Here is a 16,531-nt window from a genome sequence, read left to right on the forward strand (position 1 = left end):
GTTTATAAATAATTTTTATTCGTTGGTGCTTGAATGTGATTCATCATGATCGGAGGCTCCGCGATCTTGTTCTGATATTGAGCCGAATCACTGACATCATCGTTTATTGCTTTCGGGAATCTCAAAAGTTCTTCTTCCAAGTCATCGCATTCTCCCTCGATGTGATAGATCGTTCCGGCTTCGTATCTCGGTATGAGTCCTCTGATCCTTGTCTCTTTCATCATTCCACCGTGCTTCAGCATTACGAGATACGGATATTTATTCCTGATTTTGCATTCATCTTTGAAAAAAGGTTCTACTGCTTCGGTAAATGCCCCTTCCTCTATCCCGATCTGCTCGAATCCTTCGTCGTGAATCTGAAAGATCAAGTTTATGAGTTCCTTGGAATTGATCTTGTATCTTTTGGCAATGAAATGCCAGTCGTTGTTTTCCGTTACGTAATTCTTAGTAATTCCGGTAAAATCCGACTTGGCGTTCTTAGTCAGGGCTGAATCTATCGTGGCGAACTTTCGAACTTTATGTCTTAAAACATCTTCAAGCTTTTTATATTTAAAATTCTTCTTGTGAAATTCTTGAGTTTCTTCATCTATTGGCTGGTTCATCATTTCAGCATTAAATACTTGCGATCCTAATTGTCTTCTCTTGTCTTCCAGTGAAACCTTGCCGGTCCGTTTGGCTTCTTCGTCTGTTAAAGCGTACTTAGCCGGCCATGTAGGCAATCCGTCCTTGATCACATCAACTTGTCTGTATAAAAGTCTCTTATCGGTCTTAGCTCGCTCTTTGAGCGAGTTCATGCTTCCGTATTCAGTGATATAGTTTCCTAAATAAAGAACTATCGCTTGCGAATCCAGTCCCGCTTTAAACTCGTCTATGTGCCTGATTACTTGCGAAGTGTAAGCCTTCGAATCTTTGGTTTTGTTGTTTTCAAAATCGTCTAGTATTAACGCATCGGGCCTCTGGTGCCCGTGTATCCTTCCTCTAACCGATTCTTGCGTGCTGTGCGCCTCAATTCTGACTTTATTGTTAGTAATGAAGTTATTGACTCGCTTCTGAGTAATTTCGTCAGGATTCTTTTTAGCGTTAAACATCTCCCCGAAATCCTGTCTGATCGCTTCGTTGGTCTGAAGTTCCACAACTATATCAAATAAAGCTCTCTCTGCGTTCTCTTTATCGAATGAATCTACGTTGATATATTTTCGCTTCTCAAATGCTAAGAGCCAGGTAATGAATCCTTTGGCGATAGAAGTCTTGGCCGATTCTCTGAACATGGCCCATACAATTTCTCGATACACTCCGTTCATCAGATCCCGAATATCCTGAAACATATCGTAATGAAAAGGTGCGAACTGGTACTTGATATAATCCGTAAAGTAATAGCAGAAGAACAGCGAAAATTCCTTACTTGCCAGGTACAGCCTCTCCTCCCGAGATCCCGTCATCATTCGTTGTAGGGCCAGTTTGTTTATCATCGTTTTTTAAAATTTGATCTAGTTGTTTCTTTTTGTCTTCGGGTAAATCAAAACTATGTTTGTTTTCTGTTTCTGCCTTATCTACATATCCGTGCTTGCTCATCATTAGTTTGGTGATCGCTGAATTATAAGTCCCTTGAAGCCCTCCGTTGGATAATTGTTTAAATTGCCTGATTAAAATCTGCTCACAGATGTATAAAAAGTCTTGATGATTTTTGTCAGTTTCCGCTTCTTGTAGCCAATTATAGATTGTCTTCCTTGTTACTCCGAGATATAGGGCCAACCCTTCGATTGAGGGTAAAACGTCGTTAGTATCAAGAGATTTCCACTCTCTCGAATAATACTCAGCAGACCTCACCATTTCGGCGGTACAAAGCGATGGTCTTCCCATTGTCTTATCCGGGGAATTTGTTTCTTTTTTATCTTCCATAAAATTATTAAATGAATACAAAAAAAGCGCTCAACGCACCGCACCTGTGAGATGTGGTCGATTGAACGCTATCTGTGTCCGAAGACACGCGTCATATATATTCCGTTGTTTAAGATCCTAACTTGAGATTATCACCGATTGCATTTTTTGTCAAATATTTCTTTGACTGTTTCCAGACAATTTTAGTGTCTTTTTCATTCCTAAACACTAACATTGCGTCGGTGGCTTTCATTTTTCGATAAGTATTGATTATACTTATTTCCGGTTCGTTGAGTTCGTAGTTCATTTTTGTTTCTTAATTGTTATACTTGCGATGCTTATCCATGGAATATCAGTTGTCATGACGCTCTTCTTTTCTTCGAGATTCAGGGCCTTGAGCATAGCTGAATGTCGGGCGTTCGTTTCTCTGGTGAAATTTTTAAATTTATCTTCAATCTTCTCAAGGTTGTCGTCTGTCGTGCGTCCGAGTTTTATGATAGATGAAATTTGATTCGCGGTGGCTTCCATGTGGCTTTTTATCACTTCGATTTCTCTAAAAATATCTTTGCTCTGACTGTCTCTGAATTTGCAGTACAAAATCTCGCTGCGGTCCAACGCGCTCAGACGGCGAGCGTGAATATCGAGCCTTTCCCGTGCGCATTTTAACAAGACAATTGTGCAGATGTGGCTGAATGCCAGGAGTCCAATTAAGATTTCTAGGATCATGTTTTTAAAAATTACTTATTAAGCTTGTATGTCCGGGTCTTGCCTCGTACCCGGCTGGTGGCCCGCAATTAACCTCGACTAAGTTCCTGGATGCCACTCCCCTTTCGAGATATTAAAGTTATCAGTTGCCGGCGGTGTGGTTTGCCCGTTACCCCTGCGCCTTTGTATCCACCGCGCAAGACCGGCATGTTCCACTATTTTTTTATTAAAATATCTGGTATTTTCTTGCCATGATTCTTTCCTCCGCATTCACAATGGCATTTTGTTCCCATGGACATCCCGCATTGATCCTCGTGTCCCTTCGTGCAAATCCACTGAACCTCTCCGTCGATTGTGGACTGTCCTCTTGGTTTTCTGGTCTTTTCGAGATCTTCAAGCGGGACCGCTGAATATGTTTTATTTCCATCGAATTTCACTTTTGCGAGCGACTGTCCTTTTCTCCTGACCATACCCAGATATACTCCGAATTTAATGCGCTCGACTGTACTGATTCTGTTCAAATGGTGGGTATACTGCCATCTAATGCGGTCCCCTGATTTGATTATATTTTTCATTTTATTAAAAAAGTTTACTTTTTATTGCGATATCTCGATATCTATCAAAATATTCCTTGAAGGTCTTTTCGAGTTTCGCATAATTTTCGTGATCTGCGACTTGCAGGAGATCGGCCAGCCCCTGCACAAATCCTCCGCCGTATTTTTTCATCGCTTCATACATCGGATAGTCTTTTTCTGGGATCATATCTCTCCCTCCTTCCTATATTTCTTTCGCACCAAAGTTGTTTCGATGTTTTTTAGTTCCATTTTTTTTGATTAATTATTAGATTCTGTTATTTCTATTTCGACCCTCGGATTTTCAGAATCAATCCCGCCCGTGAGGTAATGTGTTGATTTGATATGATCGTCATTATCGTCTTCAATGCATCCGTAATGAACCAGGGCATCGCAAAAGAATTTTTCAACTATCGATAGGATATTCGACCGGTCTGTTTTTCTTCTGGTTTTTTTGAACAGTTGAAACGTGATCGATATCGGGCCTTTAAATTTCAATCCGGAAAGGCAAGTCTTCATTATTTCGTTATACATCTCCTTGGCCTGATTGTTCACGATGAAATGTAAATTACGATAGACATTCAGATTCAGATAGATCTTTTTATCCGCTTTTGTTTTCCGGGGAAGTGATACTGATAGAGGGCTGGTGATTTTCATATTACAATCTGTTGTCTTTTTCGCTTTTTCAATTTGCTTTTTCCGGTCTGCTTTTCTCTCGGCTATTTCTTCCGGAGTAAGATTATAAGCGCTTTGCGTGTTGTAATGCTTCTCGCATTTCGGATTTGATCGGACCAGTATCGGCATAAGTACTCCCTTTTCTTTAATGCTGGCCACTAACTCTTCAAACGCTTTGTCTTCGAATTTTCCGCGGGGATTGTAGGCGGATTCCCGCACCAATTGGATTCCAATGTTTTCTAGTTCCATATATTTTATTTATATATTGTTTAAAAAATCTTGATTCTTCTTTTCCGCTTCGATCCTTCCTTCAAGTTTCGTTTTGCGGAATTCATTTGCGAACTTACAGTCTGCTGCGTAGTGTGACTGCCAATTTTCCTCGACCTGGATGATTGGCATTGATTTTCCATTTTTCGTAATACCAAAGCGGATCTTCTTCTTGCATCTTTTGCAACTCGTCATCCTGGCATCAAAATCAACATGCACTTCAGCTCCACCTAGTAGTTTTATTTTTTGATAGTTCATGCGTTTTATTTAAAAGTTTTATTTTTCCAGTCTCTATTCAAAGCATCAACTACCCATTGCCCTATCCCATCTTGTATTTCTTCAGTGTTTTGATCTGCATATTGTATAAAACCCCAACCTCTTATATCGAGAATAGGATGTCCTTTCTGGTCACTTACCCGTCCAGAATTTATCTTCAAAGGGAAGGTTATTGCTTTCTCACCTCTAATAATTGTGTCGGCTATTTTTTGAATATCCATAGTTTATGTATTTAAATAAATTATTAAGCTAGAGATTTGACTGGTGTATGAGGAATATCCCAATTCGCGGGCCTCGACATACTTTGCACGATCGGCTTGAACGCTGATCTTGGCAGAAATTTCAAAAACATCTTGCGATCGATCCATATTTCATTCGGATTTTCTGTAAAAAAAGATTCCATTGTTTTGGTAAATTTGCTCATCATCTCGGGCTTTTTCTCCCAGATTAGTTTATCAAACCACCTGAAAGTATCGTATGCGCTCATTCTTTTCCAGTCGTCCAATCCAAAGAAATTTGAATATCCGACTTGTAGTAAATAATACCAGGCGAATTTGCATTTATAATTCTTAAAGGCTTTTTCTTCGGGAGTGGATTTGCGGATTTCTTTTTGCTCTGCATTCCACAAATTCATGTAATCCCCATACGGCATTAACTCGCCATTATGCAAAACTTTCCGGTCAGTTGACTCTACTTTCCGGTTACCGCTGCGGACGGTTATTGCGGATCGCTTAAAAACTTCTCCGTTGATTTTTATATGCATTCCCGAGTTTTTGTCTAGCAGAGCCTGAGCAATTTTTTGTCCGGTTACCTCGTCAACTTCGCCTATTTCTTCGTCTTTGTTGTAAATTTTATATTTTTTTTCTGTCATGTTTTTCGTTTAATTAATTCAAAGTTTTCAGCTGGCGGACTGCTTCGACTCTCCCACGTTCGGACGGCTGCCTTCCAGCTTTTCATCTTATTTTTACCCACAAACCAGCCCTTTGACTCATAAAAATCAATGAAAGACTGAGGACTCACTGTATTTTTTCTTTCTTCGCAATATTTTTTAACTTCCTCAAAAGAGGGTGGAGCGAAGCGACTCTCTTTCTTTTTAGATTTAGATTCTAATTCAGATTCAGATTCAGATTCAGATAATGGCATGTCTTTGAAAGGCTTCGAAAGCCTTCCGATGTCTTCGATATGGCTTTGTTTTAGAACAGTATTTTCTTTTATTTTAGCCATTATTTCCTTGGGGATATTCGCAAGCTCTTTTTTTATCCCCAATATCATATTTGGATGTAATTTTTGATGTTTGATAAAATTTTTGACAATAATTCTGTTTTCGATGTAAAAAATTTTTCCGTCATCCTCAAATCTTTTTAAAATTCTCTCGACCATATCCTTGTCAAAGCCAGTTTCGAATGCGATTATTTTTAAAGCTATTTCATAAATTCCGCATATATTCGTATGTGAATTTGTAAATAAATAAATATATAACAGTTTCTCGCTGGGATCAAGATTCAGAATGTAGCTATCTGACCAAAACTTCGTGTTGAAATATCTGTTTTTCTCCATTGTTTTTATTTTATTTTATTTAAAATATTACGCTTGGCTCACGTTCCGATTCCGGCATATTGAATAAAGCTGGTTGCAGATTTACTTGACAATTCTTTACAGGCAAGCTGACAATCGGAACTTTCATTTGATACCAAAATAAACTCGGTGTAGTTTCATCTTTCCAGCCTTCGATTTCAACGCCATACTCCCTTTTTATATCAAAGATTCTCGCTCCGATCCTCGCTAGACCTAAATGATCGCTTCCATAACACAAGGCCATAATCTCGTCAGTCCGGTGTGCCTTTCCGTCTTTTAGTAACTCATATACTTTTTGGGTTTGTGAGGTTTTCATTTTATTTGGGTATTACGACTTCGTATGGTTCCGGGATATATAAAGATCCTTGTATGATCGATCCTGGCATTGAAGCCCATGTCCTGACCTTTGAGCAAAAGTCCGCAAATTCTCCGCCACTCATCTCACTGGTTCCTTTTGGCACTTTTGTTCCCTTGGGCGATAGCCTGAAATTTCCTATTTCCAATTGCACCAGGTTGTGAATATAATCCATATCCCATTCGCCCATAGCATCTGCGATTATTTTATAAACCACTCCCCACAAATATCCGTTGAAGTTTGTCTCCTCATCTGGCTGTCCGGACGTTCTTTTCTTGTATTTACGGCCGATCGTCATTTCAAGCTCATCGCCATCCTGGAACTTATGCATGTAACTAGAATAGTATTCCCTTTCTCCGGGGTGGAATGAGAAGTTTCCTGCTGTTGCAATTCCGTAGAATTTTGGCGTGATGCTCATTTTTGTATTTTTTATTGAGATATATTTTGACTTGGTCCCAATTTACTTTTTGGTATTTTTTCAGATCTTCCGGCGTTGCATGTTGCAGGCTGATCCAGTGATTGATTTCCTTGTTGAGAATTCCGTTATTCTGATATGTTCCGACTGAGTGTGCATATTCACATAGCTTGATAATGGCCCATGCTTCATTGATCTGCCGGCCGGAATATATCCAGGCATGCTCTCTTGTGGATCTTCCGTGGCATATATGGTCATGAAGCATTGCTTGTCGCTCACAAAATGGCCGTTCTTTCTCAATCTGCTCGAATATTATTCTTTTAGTTTTGTGCATTGATGTTTTTATTTTCCTCCGTAATGTGTGCCGATGGCAGGATTTGAACCTGCGCAAGTGACCCCTACGATCGCTACTTGTCACCCCGCCGAGATAAAACATAAATTTCTATATTCTATCTGGGCGGTGCTCTACCGCTGAGCTACATCAGCATATATTAAATTCTTTATTGCTCTCCCGAAGGAGAGCTAAAAGGATTCAAGATTAAAACGGGATGTCTTCTATCCTAATTTCATCCGATTCACTCTGTCTTGCTGTCTGTGCCGGACGTATCGCGGCCCTCGGCGCCTGGGCTCCGTATTCATCCGCTTCATCATCCCTTTTTTTCTGCTCAAAAACACTGGCTTTTAGTCCAATAGCCGGAATTTCTATAATGCGCGACACTGATCCGTCCTCTTTGACGAACTCCGTCATTGTCCCAACGTTCGCCCAATATGTTTTTTCCTCGTCGTTTTTGATGTATTTCATCGGCTTGGATATGTTGTATTTTTTTATCATACTTTTTTAGTGTTAATGGGTTATTAATTCTTTGTGCATTAGAGTGTTTCAGGCTCTGTCCAATGTTCGTTCACGCTTTCGATGGATATGCCCAGTTCCTTTGCCGCCTCCTCGGATGAATATCCGTCGATCCTGCATTGCTTGATTTTTCCCTTCATCGCCTTACCAACTCGTGGTTCATGCCTCCATTCTTCGTTTGTTTTCTTTTTATATTTTCTTTTTGCCGGATTGTCTTTGGCGATGCGCTCGATCTCCTTAACAGGCTCAATTTTTTGCTTAATTGATGTTTCTGTGCTGGGCATGATGTAGATTACGTTGAATCCTGCATTCACAAGATCCTTGATGATTTCGCTGATCATTTTGTTTTGTTAATTTTTTAAAAGTTAAATTATAAAAGTTCTTTCTCTGTGATTTTGATGATCTGGGTCCAGCATGTTTTTATTCTCACCATCATTCGCATCACATCCATCATATTTCGGCTTGTTGGGTATCTGAACATGTCTCCTGTGGCCCCAATTCCTCCAATATTTTTGTCTAGTTGAACGTTAGCTTGCTTTTCGGTCTGGACATGCACCAGCTCGATATCGCTCGGAATTTTGCCTTTTATGAGGTATATCGCTAAGGCGTAAAATGTAATCTGTCCCCAATTGTCAGCCTTGTGCTGAGTCCAGCGCGCCTGGCCTGTTTTATATTCCTTGAAAGCGGTCATGTTTGGTTTCATTGTGTCGGGCTTGGCAAGCAGTGGTATCTTCATTTTCCCAACCTTCATGAACGGCACTTTATACTTTTCTGGTTCTCTAGTTTCGTAATTAAAACATTCAACTATTATTCCCTTGGGATCTTCAATGACTTTATCCATGATCTTGAATTTTGGAAGTCTTTCCATCATGAGATCGAGAACGGGGTCTCCGGTGAGAGCCCCGCTCTCCAATCCATCGGCCATCCTTCGGCCGTATGTCATACCGCTGTTTTGATACACAGATCCTCCGCGCAAATAAACTTCTATCCATTTTTTAGAATCTCGTTCAAAGAGGTCCAGAGAAGACCAAGACAAATATTCCCGTGGCGTGATCATGCTTTTTTCTTAGATGTTTCAACTTCGACAAGTTCTCCTTCAAGTGCCTTGGTCGCTGGCTCGAAATCTTTATTGATCTTTTCGTTCTTCAATTCGGCGATCCTGGCAATGCACAACGTGGCGAATTCGTTCCTCTGTTGCTTGGTATATTTCTTTGAGGTTTTCATTTTTTCGACTAAGGATTTCAATTCCTTGCCAGTCGTTTTTCCGATTGCTTTTCTTAGGATCTCAAATCCTGGATCTTTTCTCGGTTCTTCTGAGTATTTCACTTGCTCGTCGCTCTGCGGTCTTGCATCCGTGTCTTCGTCTCCAGTCAATATTCCAAATGCATTGCAGAATGCATATCGTTTGGCAAATGTGGTTGCGGCAGCTACGACTTGCGTGGGAGACATAATCTTTGTTTTATTGCCCAGCGGAACTTCCATTTCATAATTTTCAGAGTGGCCGGCCATATGCTTAACGATGCAGATTGCTTTAACTTTGTCGATTTGGTTGATCGTTTGCGTGGAATAACTGAATCCATATCTTTTCAGGAGTGGCTTCACTTGCTCGACAATCGATTCTATCGGCGCGTATTTGTATGCGACAACACCGCCATCCGTTTTCACTGATTTAGTTTTTTTGATCGTTGGGCATTCTGATTGAAACTCTGCCATCTCTCTGTCGTATGCTTCTTTGGCAAATTCCGCTTTGAGCTCTCTGCGCATAGCAAGTAATCTCTCCATGGTTTCAACGGGAGTTCCTTTTTCTATCGCCTGGCTGATCAGATTTTCTACAGATCTTTGTTCTGAAATTGCTATCTCATTTTTTGCTTCCTGTTTTACGGGAAGCGTTTCAGTTTTTTTCATTGCCGTGAATTAATTGATGATAAGTCTGCTTCTTCCTGGATCTCGACTCCGGGAATTTGAGCTTCTCCGGCTTTATCTTTCGCCAGGGCATCTCTTCTCACGCGTACTTCGTCGATGATCCAGTACGCATCCGGAATGAGTTCAGGGTTTTTTATCACGGCTATTTTTCTCTTGGACATTCTGAGTCCAGATCCTTTATCGGTCCTGATAGTGGTCTGGGTTTCAGGCAATGCCTCGATTTTTTTGATAGCCGTCTCAGTTTTTAATGTGCCTTTTTCGACTCGCGCCGCAATCTTCTTTTCGGCCTCAATCCTTTTTTGGTCTTGCTCGATCATATACTTCTTCGCTCTATCCTTGAGAATGATCTCGGCGTTCTGGCACTTCTTGATATATGGATCGTATTGCTCTTTTGCTTCGGCGATGATCTGCTTGGCCGGATCGACATATTTGTCTTTTTCCTGCTCAATGTATTTCTTCAATGATTTGACCTGTTTGATCTTGTCTGATACTGCATTGAGCTCATCGTTGTTTGTCACTTGGAACTTTTCGAGCATGCTGTCCATCCCGTCTGCCTTTTTTTTGATTAGCGCGCGAGCCACCTCGGGATGAAAAATTGCAGTTTTGGGAATTTCTTTTTCCTTTTTCATTTTATTCACTTAATTATTAATGTGCTTCTTAGTTATAGATCTTCTTGAGAATGTCCGGCACTTCCAACTCGTAATTTTTTTCTCTCAAAATATCGAGTTTCATTTGTAGCGGCAAGGCCATAAGTATCTCATTGGCCGTCTTGTGAATCTCTGCTATCTCGGAGGCGTGACTTAATCCTTCGTAGATGAGATCGTCGCAACTTCCTAGTTTCATTTTCCTCCTTCCTAGTTTTAATTAATTGATTAATTCTGATATATTGATTCCCCTGTTGCGATCTTCTTCCGTGATTTCACAGTCATCTACATCGCCACAGATACCGCCCACATTGCCACGGATACCGCTCACATTGCCATAGATATCGATCACATCGCCACAGATACCGCTCACATCGCCAGAGAGATTGCTATGCGCGCCAACTATCTTTTTATCGTCTTTGTCAAAGTGATAGATCTCATTTTTGATTCTTGTTAATTTCTTTTCCATGTTTTGTATTTTATAAAGATTTAATACTGACCATTTTGTGCTTCCGCAATATCCGCCTGATCTTCATCATCGCTTTCAAGCTCTTCGTCCGTGAGGGGATCAAGAGGGCTGTCGTCGTATCTCTCCTCGTCTAGCTCATCGACCTTTGTCTCTTCGTCAAAAAATGTTTTACTGGCTGGCATTGTTTTGATTAAATTTTATGTGTGGGGAAAGCTTGCTCTCCCCCCCAGAAATGGATCGTACTCCGAATTACTAAATATGATTTATACAATCCCACCTTCCCCAGCCCTCCCGTAAAATAAACCATATGGCCATGTCGGTTGACTTCTTGTAATCTTTGCGATCTTCCAAGGTCCAATTCAATCCCCTCCACCTTAATCCGTCCAGCCATGTGTCTTGTGTGAATTGCCATATTCCGGTCGCTGTTCCAATGGGATTTTTAGCCTTAGGATTCCACTGGCTCTCACAAGTTATAACCCTGAAAGCATAATTAGTGTTGATACCGTTCTTTTGAAGTTCATTTGAAACGTAATCTTTAACGGATAGCGAGGGATAAGTTTTTCGTTCTTCTCCCGTAACATTCCGCCCCGCGATTACCCCCGTTGATGTGTCAATTTTATTCACACCAACCGAAGTGTCGTCGGAATATATAGTGAAGGAGTTCACTGCTAACTTGTTGATATTGGTTATTGCCGAAGTCCATGAAAGGATAATTACGGAAAGTAACATGAATATCAATATTTCTTTGTTCTGCTTGTTTCTGCGATATTTGGTCAAAGAGCCTTTATACGTTTTGTTTCTCCTGATCGTTTTCGCGACGGCGGGAAAATGATATGTTCCCATGGGATAATGCGTTCTGATCATATTTATAATTTAATGATAAAGAACTGCGTCACCCTCACAGTTTCTGATTAATAAAAAAAACCTAGTCTCTAAGGACTAGATTTTATTAGCATAAAAAAATTAGCCCTTAAAGGCTAAGTTTCTGAAAATGGCTTTTGTGCGACGTTATATAAATAGAAATAAAAGGGCTCTTTCTAAGATCCCCTTATGCTCTTCGCGTATATTATTAATATTTTCTTTCGGCCGGCTCATAAGTTCCCAGCATAACTTTTTCATAAACTATTTTCTGTTTTGGAACATTATTCAACTTGCCCCGATTCCATCGTTTCCAATTTTTCATTTTTCCTCCGCTCTTTGCACTATCGCAGTAATTTCGTTCTCTCGCTTGAAAACCTGACCTCAGCTTCCTGGTCATTAAGCTGGAACGCAAGGTCTATGGCCCGATCAAATACTCTTCTCACGAGATCTTCAGGGTCGTGAATTCGATATTTTATTGCAATTTCAACTGCACTTCTGGCATCTCCTGAAATGTCATACATTTCCATGGCTTTAACCAATATATCGCTTGCCTTGATCTCGTCCGCAAGTTTTATATATGTCAGGCCGGCAATGACATCTTCCGGTATGTCTTTAATTTTAACTGCGCCGGCATTTATCATGCCACCAAGCATTTCGACGCATTCAGCGGCCTTTCTGTAGTGATACAGCCTGACTTGCCAGGCAAGTTCCTTGCTTTCAAGCTGTTTCGATATCCTCTTCAGGTTTTTTCCGATCTCTTCCAAATTTTCATTCAAATTATCCGATCCTCCTCGCTATAGTAAATATATTAACAGTTATGTTCTTCATATGTCAAACTTTCCAGCTAATACAGTTTTTCCTTTTCTTCCCTGAGGAAATATATCCACTCCTCAAATATCTCGATGAATGTTTTGAACGGCGCCTCAATGATAAAGTCCAATATGAACACAAATATGTTGATCGATGCCATTTTTTCCGATATCCACTGTCCCATCTGGATTATCGGTATAGTGAACAAGTCTATAATGAACGTTCCCATTCCTTCTTTTCTCTGAACAACAAGCAGCTCCCTTGCATTCCTCCTTATTTTTATTCCGAAATAACTCACAACACTCAGGAAGAATAGGAACAGGATCATGCTGACTATATTGAAAGTGAGCTGATTCAATATCCAGATTATGAAACTGAACGACGCGATGAAGACTGTTATATAGAAAAACTTGAACACATTGAGAAAGAACGAGCTTTTCAGAAATATTCCCTTCAAAACGAACGGGGGCTGGATATATTTGTCATATATCATCTCCTTTACGCCTGCGACGATAAGTTCCGTATTTTTTTTGCTCGGAACCTTTATCGTCACAACGACCAGAAACATGAGAAACGGCGGAAATATTACATTTATTCCCAATGCCAGGTAGTTTATATGTCCCAAAACGTATTTGTCGAAGGGCAGCTCCAAAATGAATGCCAGAACCATTTTAGTAATGAATATGTAAAGAATGCTTCTGATCGCGGCTCTTTTCAGTTTTGTCTTAGCTTCTTTGTATTTCTTCTGACATGCCTCTTTTACCGAATCTTCAATGTTGTAATGGAACGAGAACACTTTTTCCAGGCCTTTTTCATTGGCCTCAAGGACATGCTCGATTATCGTGAAATATGCAAGATTCTTCTTTATAAATCTCGTGAAGCCTTCTCCCAGCGGATGATTTATCTGTTTTTCAGTATCCGTTATGATCCATCCGATGTTTCCTGCAAGCTTTTTGATCAATTCATCAGATGGCGCAAAAAACCATTCGGAATGTTTCATCGCAAACAACCTGTATCTTATAAGTCCCATATCCGATTTTGTCAGATTTCTGAGAACACAAAGATATATTTGTATCTTCTTTTCTTCCTCCGTCATAAGGCTTGCCGGCACCTTCAGCTTCTTATCTATTACTTCACGGGCAAATTCTATTATGGCATAATCCTTTTTATAAGGAACCATTTTCTCTTCGATCTCTCCCGCCGCCACATCCGTGATCCAGTCAAAAACATATTCGCCATTTATGTCCTCATCTTCGATCTTTTCGGGAATATTATTTATAAAAAGCGTATATTTCTCAATTATCCCCTTTATGTCATTGATACGGCCCTCCGGTATCTTGTTATTCGGTAAATATCTTGCCCTTATCAGCTCATTCATCAGAAACTTCGCGACATCATGTTCATTCTTCTCGGTCATCAGCCTGCGCTTCAAAATTCTCTTTATGGCGCTTTTTCTGAGCAAATGCTCCTCATTATACTCTACCGTATTCCTTATTTTTTCATACAAAAAAGCAAGTCTGCTCGACACTTGGTGCACTTTTATCTTCTCTTCCATCGATTCATTATAGCTTTTCTCAAGCGCAATTGCCGCCTTGTGATTTTCAACTAGTTTTGAAGCCTCCTGAGAGATAGTCGTCATATATTTTTTATAAACAGATACATCATTTAATTAACATGTTCACATAACTATAATACCCCAAATATAATCAAATGTCAAGATTTATGATCAGATTATTTCGGGCTCTATTTTCGAAAGACAGTCCTGCGCTATTTTGATCATATCGATATTTTTCTCTTGTTTTTCGATCTCACCAGGATCAGCTTTGGTTTCCGGATGCTTTGCCGCCATTAAACTGCAGCAATCCTGATAAGGAATGATCGAAATATCATATGTTCCGATCCGGCTCGCTATATCGATGATCTCTCTCTTATTAAAACCGATAAGGGGCGCCAATATCGGCATATCTATGACCTTGTACGCAACGGACAAATTCTCGATCGTCTGGGAAGCGACCTGTCCGATGCTATCCCCCACCACAACGGCACCCGCGCCTTCCTTCTTGGCGATCAGGCCAGCCATACGAAGCATTATCCTTCTATATACGATCATCCTGTTCTTTGAGGCTATATTGGCAATTATTTCTTTTTGAAAATCATCGAAGGGTACTATGTATAATTTCGACTTTCCCTGAAAACCGCCCAAGATCCCGACAAGTTCCTTTATTTTATCCACACCCTCGCCTGATCCCATAACGCTCCTGTTCTTAAAATGAACGAATGTAATTCTCATTCCCCTCTTCATCATCATATAGGCCGCGACGGGACTGTCTATTCCTCCGGAAAGAAGACAGACCGCCTTTCCGCTCGATCCGACAGGGAGACCGCCGATACCCGCAACTTTTTCAAAATATATGAATGCTTTTTTATCGCCTATATTTATATTCAACTCAATATCCGGGGCATGCACATCTACCCTGAGCGATGTGTTGGCCAGAATATATTCGCCCACCGCCGAATTGATCTGGGGAGAATTAAGTTTGAAATCTTTGTTCGTCCTTCTCGCGATGACCTTGAACGTCTTATATCTTTCCTCCAATTTATCTTCCTTCATGACCTGCACTGCTTTTTTGAAGATCGAATCAATATCCATTTCAGCTTCCTCGACAAATGAGAAATTGGATATGCCGGGCAACCTTTCCAATATTTTCCGAATGCGTCCGATATTCGTTCCGTCGTCCGTTTTTATTATTATCCTCCCTCCTTCTTTGCCGATCTTGCCTATTGCCTCCCCTTTCAGCATTTCCTTCACGTTATTCATCAAAATACGCTCAAAAAAGGGCCTATTTTTCCCCTTTAGTGTTATTTCATCGTAATGGATTATGATGTGAGAATATCGCATAATTGATTATGGGTTAAAAGATGTTGCCACTCCATCGCCGTCCCTGACCGGATAAATTGCATTAAAGAATAAATTATTTTTTATAACAATATCCTTGATGCGATCACAGATGCAATCGGAGCAATAATAATCCTTGGAACAATCATTGATCTTGATATCTTTTGTCGGATTGTTCTGATAAATTTCCGGAGAGCATAAAAGATAATTAGTATGTTTGTTGCATTTCACGCAGCTTCCTCCCTGGCTGATAAAATTTCTCAATTCAACTACTCCTTCTTCCGGCCAATAACCGCCTTCCAATATCTCATCAAATGTATAATATGGAAAAGCGATATATTTTTCCATCGGTTCTATTATGACGGCCTTGCCTGTAAAACCATTCAGATATTCTTTGTATTTGCTCAGCATGCAATCGGTGCATAGTTTCATTTTCTTAAAATGAAGGCTCTTAACCCATGGCGTCGGATCAAAAACATGATATTTATCCAATGGTCTTTTGCAATTTTCACAGATGATTTTCTTTTTGTTGAATATGCCGAACATAATCGATCAAATATATAATGAATTACATGCCCGAGATTTCCCTCAGACGTTTTATTTTTTCCGGCAACACCTTCAGGACAAACTCAATTTCTTTTTTCGTCGTATCTTTTCCGAGAGTAAACCTGATGCTCGCATGAGCGATCTCGGGAGGAATCCCCATGGCCATCAGGACATGCGAGGGTTCAAGAGATGCCGAAGAGCAGGCCGAACCCGTGGAAACTGCTATCCCCTCCTGGTCAAGCATCATGAGCAGACTTTCTCCTTCTACGCCTTTGAAACTGAAATTAGCATTATGCGGAAGCCTTTTTTCCCTCGACCCATTCAATTTTGAATTCGGTATATTTTTTTCTATCTCCGAGACCAGCCTGTCCCTTAGTGCCCTGATCTCTTCCATTTTTTTCCTGTGCTTCGCTACCAGGCTTATCGCCTGCCCCAACCCGACGATCCCGGGAACATTATGAGTTCCCGCACGAAGATTATATTCCTGCTCGCCTCCCTGCTGGATCGATCTTATCTTTGTTCCGCGCCTGATATATAGAGCGCCGATCCCCTTTGGGCCATAGAACTTGTGTCCCGAGAGCGAAAGATAATCGACTCCCAGATCATCAACATTGCATTCCAGATAATTCACCGCCTGAACCGCATCAGTATGAAAATACACCCTCGGAAGTTTCTTCTTTTCCCTTTCAACGTTTATTTCTTTTATCATCTTTCCAATTTCAGCGATCGGTTCGATTGTCCCAACTTCATTATTCGCATACATGATCGAAACAAGAACCGTGCTTTCCTTTATCGCCTTTCTCACGTCTTCAGG

The 16,531-nt window shown here is 40.5% G+C and carries 27 protein-coding genes and 1 tRNA gene; all 28 read right to left on the reverse strand.

Annotation, left to right across the window (positions count from 1 at the left end; translation table 11 throughout):
- Positions 1-2: 2 nt before the first annotated feature.
- The gene (locus WC788_08165; protein ID MFA6097568.1) at positions 3-1,469 is read right to left on the reverse strand and encodes a hypothetical protein; all 1,467 of its coding nucleotides are present in this window, start codon (positions 1,467-1,469) and stop codon (positions 3-5) included.
- Positions 1,399-1,899 (reverse strand): terminase small subunit, encoded by a 501-nt coding sequence (locus WC788_08170; protein MFA6097569.1) that lies wholly within the window; start codon positions 1,897-1,899, stop codon positions 1,399-1,401. The genes WC788_08165 and WC788_08170 overlap by 71 nt, the downstream gene beginning before the upstream one ends.
- Positions 1,900-2,181: 282 nt before the next feature.
- On the reverse strand, positions 2,182-2,604 hold the full coding sequence (locus WC788_08175) for a hypothetical protein (protein ID MFA6097570.1): 423 nt from the start codon (positions 2,602-2,604) through the stop codon (positions 2,182-2,184).
- A 194-nt stretch (positions 2,605-2,798) separates the two neighbouring features.
- On the reverse strand, positions 2,799-3,104 hold the full coding sequence (locus WC788_08180) for a hypothetical protein (GenBank protein MFA6097571.1): 306 nt from the start codon (positions 3,102-3,104) through the stop codon (positions 2,799-2,801).
- Positions 3,105-3,162: 58 nt separating this feature from the next.
- A complete protein-coding gene (locus WC788_08185) occupies positions 3,163-3,345 on the reverse strand; it encodes a hypothetical protein (GenBank protein ID MFA6097572.1) in 183 nt (60 codons plus the stop codon).
- Between the two features lie 71 nt (positions 3,346-3,416).
- Positions 3,417-4,079 carry a ParB N-terminal domain-containing protein gene (locus WC788_08190; GenBank protein ID MFA6097573.1) on the reverse strand — a complete coding sequence of 221 codons (663 nt, stop codon included), beginning with the start codon at positions 4,077-4,079 and terminating at the stop codon, positions 3,417-3,419.
- Positions 4,080-4,088: 9 nt separating this feature from the next.
- Positions 4,089-4,355: a hypothetical protein gene (locus WC788_08195; protein ID MFA6097574.1), complete on the reverse strand. Its 267-nt coding sequence runs from the start codon at positions 4,353-4,355 to the stop codon at positions 4,089-4,091.
- A gap of 5 nt (positions 4,356-4,360) precedes the next feature.
- Entirely contained in the window at positions 4,361-4,594 is a 234-nt protein-coding gene (locus WC788_08200; protein MFA6097575.1) for a hypothetical protein, read from the reverse strand.
- A 23-nt stretch (positions 4,595-4,617) separates the two neighbouring features.
- Positions 4,618-5,244 carry a hypothetical protein gene (locus WC788_08205; GenBank protein ID MFA6097576.1) on the reverse strand — a complete coding sequence of 209 codons (627 nt, stop codon included), beginning with the start codon at positions 5,242-5,244 and terminating at the stop codon, positions 4,618-4,620.
- Positions 5,241-5,930, reverse strand: coding sequence for a hypothetical protein (locus WC788_08210; GenBank protein ID MFA6097577.1), 690 nt, complete (start codon positions 5,928-5,930; stop codon positions 5,241-5,243). Before WC788_08210 ends, WC788_08205 begins: the two co-directional genes overlap by 4 nt.
- A gap of 19 nt (positions 5,931-5,949) precedes the next feature.
- Complete coding sequence (locus WC788_08215; GenBank protein ID MFA6097578.1) at positions 5,950-6,264, reverse strand: hypothetical protein; 315 nt, start codon at positions 6,262-6,264, stop codon at positions 5,950-5,952.
- Position 6,265: 1 nt separating this feature from the next.
- Complete coding sequence (locus WC788_08220; protein MFA6097579.1) at positions 6,266-6,721, reverse strand: hypothetical protein; 456 nt, start codon at positions 6,719-6,721, stop codon at positions 6,266-6,268.
- Positions 6,639-7,052 carry a hypothetical protein gene (locus WC788_08225; GenBank protein MFA6097580.1) on the reverse strand — a complete coding sequence of 138 codons (414 nt, stop codon included), beginning with the start codon at positions 7,050-7,052 and terminating at the stop codon, positions 6,639-6,641. Before WC788_08225 ends, WC788_08220 begins: the two co-directional genes overlap by 83 nt.
- Before the next feature lie 28 nt (positions 7,053-7,080).
- Positions 7,081-7,204 (reverse strand) — tRNA-OTHER (locus WC788_08230).
- Between the two features lie 52 nt (positions 7,205-7,256).
- Entirely contained in the window at positions 7,257-7,550 is a 294-nt protein-coding gene (locus WC788_08235; GenBank protein MFA6097581.1) for a hypothetical protein, read from the reverse strand.
- A 38-nt stretch (positions 7,551-7,588) separates the two neighbouring features.
- A complete protein-coding gene (locus WC788_08240) occupies positions 7,589-7,909 on the reverse strand; it encodes a hypothetical protein (GenBank protein ID MFA6097582.1) in 321 nt (106 codons plus the stop codon).
- Between the two features lie 29 nt (positions 7,910-7,938).
- On the reverse strand, positions 7,939-8,625 hold the full coding sequence (locus WC788_08245) for a hypothetical protein (GenBank protein ID MFA6097583.1): 687 nt from the start codon (positions 8,623-8,625) through the stop codon (positions 7,939-7,941).
- Positions 8,622-9,473 carry an ERF family protein gene (locus WC788_08250; protein ID MFA6097584.1) on the reverse strand — a complete coding sequence of 284 codons (852 nt, stop codon included), beginning with the start codon at positions 9,471-9,473 and terminating at the stop codon, positions 8,622-8,624. Before WC788_08250 ends, WC788_08245 begins: the two co-directional genes overlap by 4 nt.
- On the reverse strand, positions 9,470-10,120 hold the full coding sequence (locus WC788_08255) for a hypothetical protein (protein MFA6097585.1): 651 nt from the start codon (positions 10,118-10,120) through the stop codon (positions 9,470-9,472). Before WC788_08255 ends, WC788_08250 begins: the two co-directional genes overlap by 4 nt.
- A gap of 28 nt (positions 10,121-10,148) precedes the next feature.
- Positions 10,149-10,334, reverse strand: a complete 186-nt coding sequence (locus WC788_08260; GenBank protein ID MFA6097586.1) for a hypothetical protein — start codon at positions 10,332-10,334, stop codon at positions 10,149-10,151.
- 21 nt (positions 10,335-10,355) lie between these two features.
- Entirely contained in the window at positions 10,356-10,604 is a 249-nt protein-coding gene (locus WC788_08265) for a hypothetical protein (GenBank protein MFA6097587.1), read from the reverse strand.
- 20 nt (positions 10,605-10,624) lie between these two features.
- Positions 10,625-10,786 (reverse strand): hypothetical protein, encoded by a 162-nt coding sequence (locus tag WC788_08270; GenBank protein ID MFA6097588.1) that lies wholly within the window; start codon positions 10,784-10,786, stop codon positions 10,625-10,627.
- Between the two features lie 70 nt (positions 10,787-10,856).
- A complete protein-coding gene (locus WC788_08275) occupies positions 10,857-11,468 on the reverse strand; it encodes a transglycosylase SLT domain-containing protein (protein ID MFA6097589.1) in 612 nt (203 codons plus the stop codon).
- Positions 11,469-11,806: 338 nt separating this feature from the next.
- The gene (locus WC788_08280; protein MFA6097590.1) at positions 11,807-12,241 is read right to left on the reverse strand and encodes a hypothetical protein; all 435 of its coding nucleotides are present in this window, start codon (positions 12,239-12,241) and stop codon (positions 11,807-11,809) included.
- Positions 12,242-12,309: 68 nt separating this feature from the next.
- Positions 12,310-13,914 (reverse strand): hypothetical protein, encoded by a 1,605-nt coding sequence (locus tag WC788_08285; GenBank protein MFA6097591.1) that lies wholly within the window; start codon positions 13,912-13,914, stop codon positions 12,310-12,312.
- Positions 13,915-14,001: 87 nt separating this feature from the next.
- Positions 14,002-15,174 (reverse strand): tRNA uracil 4-sulfurtransferase ThiI, encoded by a 1,173-nt coding sequence (gene thiI, locus WC788_08290; GenBank protein MFA6097592.1) that lies wholly within the window; start codon positions 15,172-15,174, stop codon positions 14,002-14,004.
- 6 nt (positions 15,175-15,180) lie between these two features.
- The gene (locus WC788_08295) at positions 15,181-15,717 is read right to left on the reverse strand and encodes a hypothetical protein (GenBank protein MFA6097593.1); all 537 of its coding nucleotides are present in this window, start codon (positions 15,715-15,717) and stop codon (positions 15,181-15,183) included.
- 22 nt (positions 15,718-15,739) lie between these two features.
- Positions 15,740-16,531: aminotransferase class V-fold PLP-dependent enzyme (locus WC788_08300; GenBank protein ID MFA6097594.1), on the reverse strand; the 792-nt coding region annotated here is incomplete at its 5' end.

It is taken from the genome of Candidatus Paceibacterota bacterium (assembly GCA_041661265.1).
In the GTDB taxonomy this organism is placed as follows: domain Bacteria; phylum Patescibacteriota; class Minisyncoccia; order JAHIHE01; family JAGLIN01; genus JBAZUT01.